The 1,084-nt window shown below is 41.4% G+C and carries 1 protein-coding gene; it reads left to right on the top strand.

The genetic code is table 11. The features are described 5' to 3' along the window. Positions 1-520 precede the first annotated feature (520 nt). Positions 521-1,084: FAD-binding oxidoreductase (locus FPZ49_RS35250; protein ID WP_144855244.1), on the top strand; the 564-nt coding region annotated here is incomplete at its 3' end.

Here is a 1,084-nt window from a genome sequence, read left to right on the forward strand (position 1 = left end):
AAAGCCTTTGGAGGACCTCTAAGTGAAGTTACTTACTCATGTTTGAATATTCTAAAAACTAAGCTTTGAATACTCTACTTTGTTTTTACCAAAGACTGCTTACACAAACTTCTTGACGCTACCGGCGGAAGCATTTTGTACATATGTTTGCATATCGATTAAGCCCCTTTTGTTGAGCTTTGCATGGTCTGTACAATTTTCGAACTAAAACATATCACAGAGTTTGAAAATAAATTACGCAGATCCATTCCTTCATGGAATGGGCTATTTTTCACATACAATCAAAAAAGACGTTAAATTTATTGCACTAAATTTGTTCGAGAAGGAAGGGTCTATTGTAGTACAATTTTAGTTAGATATATAGTCGTGTTATTTAATGAGCCTCTTTGCTGTATCCATCTAACCAGGAGGCAATGCTTGATCATTTGAAAAATGCTAAAAAGAAGCTACGCTTATTTTTATCGAAACAAATGCGATCATCTCAAGAGGAGGAAAACTCATGATAGTGCATCTAAGAGCTATGAAGCCAGAGCACATTGAAGAGGTGCAGCGTATTGTGAAAACGGGGAGGGTACTCACAGAGGTAGCAGATCGTTATAGCTATTCCTTTGATGCCTCCTTTGGGACACATGTACCTGATGTCGTCGTCCAGACCAAGCAGGTCGATGAATTAGTCGCTCTAATTCGACTGGCGAATCGAGAGAAAATTCCCGTTTATCCGCGAGGGCTTGCCACTTGTTTAAGTGGTGGACCGCTGCCGATCAAAGGAGGAATCGTCCTGGATTTGTCGGTCATGGATGATGTGCTGGAAATACGGGAAGATGATTTGATTGCTATTGTTTCTCCTGGTGTAATAACCGCCAATATTCATAAGGCTGCCGAAAAGAAGGGACTTATGTACCCGCCAGATCCCAGTAGTTCGAATGTATCTACAATCGGGGGCAACCTCGCGGAAAACTCTGGTGGACCGCGCGGATTAAAATACGGGGTAACTAAAGACTACGTACTCGGTCTCGAAATCATTACACCAGAAGGTGAACTTATACGCACAGGCGGATATACAGTAAAAAATGTAACGGGGTAT

The organism is Paenibacillus cremeus, assembly GCF_007786445.1.
GTDB lineage: Bacteria > Bacillota > Bacilli > Paenibacillales > NBRC-103111 > Paenibacillus_G > Paenibacillus_G cremeus.